General features: G+C 68.0%; 4 protein-coding genes. 3 read left to right on the plus strand and 1 reads right to left on the minus strand.

The window, feature by feature from the left end:
• Positions 1–66: 66 nt before the first annotated feature.
• Positions 67–696, minus strand: a complete 630-nt coding sequence (locus Q7T84_RS08960; RefSeq protein WP_304807909.1) for a TlpA disulfide reductase family protein — start codon at positions 694–696, stop codon at positions 67–69.
• Between Q7T84_RS08960 and argH the strand changes: the two genes are divergently transcribed.
• The 3 genes from argH to Q7T84_RS08975 form a co-directional block, all read left to right on the plus strand.
• Complete coding sequence (gene argH, locus Q7T84_RS08965; RefSeq protein ID WP_304807911.1) at positions 697–2127, plus strand: argininosuccinate lyase; 1431 nt, start codon at positions 697–699, stop codon at positions 2125–2127.
• Positions 2127–2405, plus strand: coding sequence for a hypothetical protein (locus tag Q7T84_RS08970; protein WP_304807913.1), 279 nt, complete (start codon positions 2127–2129; stop codon positions 2403–2405). Before argH ends, Q7T84_RS08970 begins: the two co-directional genes overlap by 1 nt.
• Positions 2402–3189: alanine racemase (locus Q7T84_RS08975; RefSeq protein ID WP_304807915.1), on the plus strand; the 788-nt coding region annotated here is incomplete at its 3' end. The genes Q7T84_RS08970 and Q7T84_RS08975, both read left to right, overlap by 4 nt.

Below are 3189 nucleotides of genomic sequence, written 5' to 3' on the forward strand. Positions count from 1 at the left end.
CCAAGTCCGGATTGCGGGCGAAATTTTTGCACACGGCCTGGATGCACCGTCAACACGGCGGTCAGTTCAACTTTCCGCCAGCACCTTGTCGATCAAGGCCTTGGCATCCTTGCCGCCCCAGTCCGCGCCGCCGGCTAGCCGACCGCGTTCAACGCCGTCGGCGCCGTAGATGATCGTGGTCGGCATGCCCGACGCGGTGGGCTTGAAAGCGAACGGCAAGGCCATCTTTGGGTCGTGATAGAAGGCTAGCGGCGCGTGTTTGGCGATGAAGGCGCGCGCCTTGTCGGCGTCGTCGGGACGATCGACGCTGATCGCGACGATCTCCACGGGCTTGCCCTGATACTCGGCCGCCAGCTTGGCCAGGGTCGGCATCTCGATCACGCAGGGTCCGCACCAGGTGGCCCACAGATTGACCACCGTCACCTTGCCACGGAAGTCCGCGATCCGCTTTGGCGCGCCGCTCGGATCCTGGAAGCTGTTGACCGGCGCGGGCGCGGCTTCAACCGGCGTGACGAACTTCGCCATCTCGCCAGTGGCGAGCGACTTCAAGTTCGTTTCCCGCTGGGGGTTTATGGAAGCCTGGGCGATGATGTAGACAATCCCCGCGACGCCAAGCACGGCGACGCCCCGGAGCGCCCACTTCAATGGGATCGCCTTGGGTTCGCCCTTGGCCTCACCACCTGATTTTTCGCTCATATGACGCACTCTTCCTCGACTGCTTCCGGTAAGCCGGCGCAAGACCCGCAAGGCGCGGGCCAAGCCATGTGGGGCGGACGGTTCTCGTCCAAACCAGCCGAATTGATGCAGGCGATCAACGTCTCCATCGGCTTCGACAAGCGACTGGCGGCTCAGGATCTGGCCGGTTCCCGCGCGCACGCGGCGATGTTGCTCAAGCAAGGCGTGATTACAAGCCAGGACGAGGCGGCCATCCAGGGCGGCCTCCAAGCCATCGAGGCCGAGATGGCCGCCGGAACCTTCCCGTTCCGCGACGAGTACGAAGACATCCACATGAACGTGGAGGCGCGTCTGCGCGAGCTGATCGGCCCTGCCGCCGGCCGGCTGCACACCGCCCGCTCGCGCAATGACCAGGTGGCGTTGGACTTCCGCCTCTGGGTTCGCGACGCCGCCGACCGAACCATCCAGCAGATCCAGGCCCTGCAAGCCGCATTGGTCGCCAAGGCCGAGCCGCACGCGGCGACCCTGATGCCGGGCTTCACCCACCTGCAGCCGGCCCAGCCCGTGACATTCGGCCACCACCTGATGGCTTACGTGGAAATGTTCGGCCGTGACGCTTCGCGCTTCGCCGACGCCCGCGCGCGGATGAACGAATGCCCGCTAGGCGCCGCTGCCCTGGCCGGGTCGCCCTTCCCCATTGACCGCCACGCCACGGCCGCCGCGCTCGGCTTCGGCGGCCCCACCGCCAACTCGCTGGACAGTGTCGCCGACCGTGACTTCGCGCTGGAAAGCCTGGCCGCGGCGACCATCTGCGCCACCCACCTGTCGCGCCTGGCCGAAGAGATCGTGATCTGGATGACGCCGCAGTTCGGCTTCATCAAGCTGACCGACGCCTTCACCACCGGCTCGTCCATCATGCCGCAGAAGAAGAACCCCGACGCGGCCGAGCTGATCCGCGCCAAGGTCGGCCGACTGCTTGGCTCCTTCACCCAACTCACCGTGGTGATGAAGGGCCTGCCGCTGACCTATTCGAAGGACATGCAGGAGGACAAGGTCCCCACCTTCGAGGCCTTCGACGCCCTGGAGCTGTCATTGGCCGCCATGGCCGGCATGGTCGCCGACATGGAACCGGTGACTGAGCGCATGGCCGCGGCCGCCGGCGCCGGCTTCTCGACCGCCACCGACCTCGCCGACTGGTTGGTCCGCACCCTGGACATGCCGTTCCGCGACGCCCACCACGTCACCGGGGCGGCGGTCAAGAAGGCCGAAAGCCTGGGCTGCGACTTGCCCGGCCTGCCGCTCGCCGAGTTGCAGGCGATCGAGCCGCGCATCACATCGGAAGTCTATGGGTTCCTGACGCCGCAAGCGTCGGCGGCCAGCCGCATGAGCTACGGCGGAACCTCGCCGGAACAAGTCCGCGCCCAGATCGCGCGTTGGAAGGAGAAGCTGTAATGACCCTTCGTCCCCTGCTCGCGATCGCCCTGATCGGCGCCGCCGCCCTCGCCGGCTGCGGCAAGGCCGGCCCGCTGGAACGTCCCGGCCCGATGTTCGGCACGGGCTCGGGCGCCGACGCCGGCGCCGATCCGGGTCGCACGATCCATACCGTCGATCCGCGCAACCGCGCCGACCGCCCGGCTCCGCCGCGCACCCTGCCGATCGACTCGGCCCAGAACCCCACCGCCACGGCGCCCCAGGGCGTGCTTCCGGACCCGTACGCGAACCCCCGATGAATCACTTTGAGCTGAAGGGGGGCGAGCTCTTCTGCGAGGGCGTGGCCCTCGCCGACATCGCGCAGGCGGTCGGCACCCCGGTCTATGTCTATTCCTCCGCCACGTTCGAGCGGCACTACACCGTGCTGCGCGACGCGCTGGTCGCTGAGGGCGTCAAGGGCGACAACGGCGGCGATCCGCTGATCGCTTTCGCGGTGAAGGCCAATTCGAACCTGGCGGTGTTGAAGACGCTCGCACGTTTAGGCGCCGGCGCCGACACGGTGTCCGAAGGCGAGATTCGCCGCGCCCTGGCCGCCGGCGTTCCACCCGAGAAGATCGTGTTTTCCGGTGTCGGCAAGACCGCAGAGGAGCTGGCCTTCGCCCTGAAGGCCGGCGTCGCCGAGATCAATGTCGAGTCCGAGCCGGAGATGCGGCTGGCCAGCCAGGTCGCTCAGTCCCTGGGCACGCGCGCGACCATCGCCATCCGGGTGAACCCCGACGTCTCGGCCGGCGGCCACGCCAAGATCGCGACCGGCAAGGAAGACAACAAGTTCGGCGTCTCCTTCTCCGAAGCCGAGCGGCTCTACGCCAACGCCTCCAACGACGCGGGCCTCAAGCCCGTCGGCGTCACCTGCCACATCGGCAGCCAGATCACCGACCTGGCCCCGATGGCGGCGGCCTTCACCAAGATGCGCGGCCTCGTCGAGCGCCTGCGCGGCGAGGGACTGTCGGTTCAACGCCTCGATCTCGGCGGCGGCCTGGGCGTGCCCTATTTCAACCAGCCGACGCCGCCCTCGCCGGCCGA

It is taken from the genome of Phenylobacterium sp., assembly GCF_030654915.1.
Lineage (GTDB): Bacteria > Pseudomonadota > Alphaproteobacteria > Caulobacterales > Caulobacteraceae > Phenylobacterium.

Bases quoted from the DNA above. Each gene is read 5' to 3' on its own strand.
- Q7T84_RS08960 (WP_304807909.1), bottom strand. From the start codon at position 696: ATGAGCGAAAAATCAGGTGGTGAGGCCAAGGGCGAACCCAAGGCGATC.
- argH (WP_304807911.1), top strand. From the start codon at position 697: ATGACGCACTCTTCCTCGACTGCTTCCGGTAAGCCGGCGCAAGACCCG.
- Q7T84_RS08970 (WP_304807913.1), top strand. From the start codon at position 2,127: ATGACCCTTCGTCCCCTGCTCGCGATCGCCCTGATCGGCGCCGCCGCC.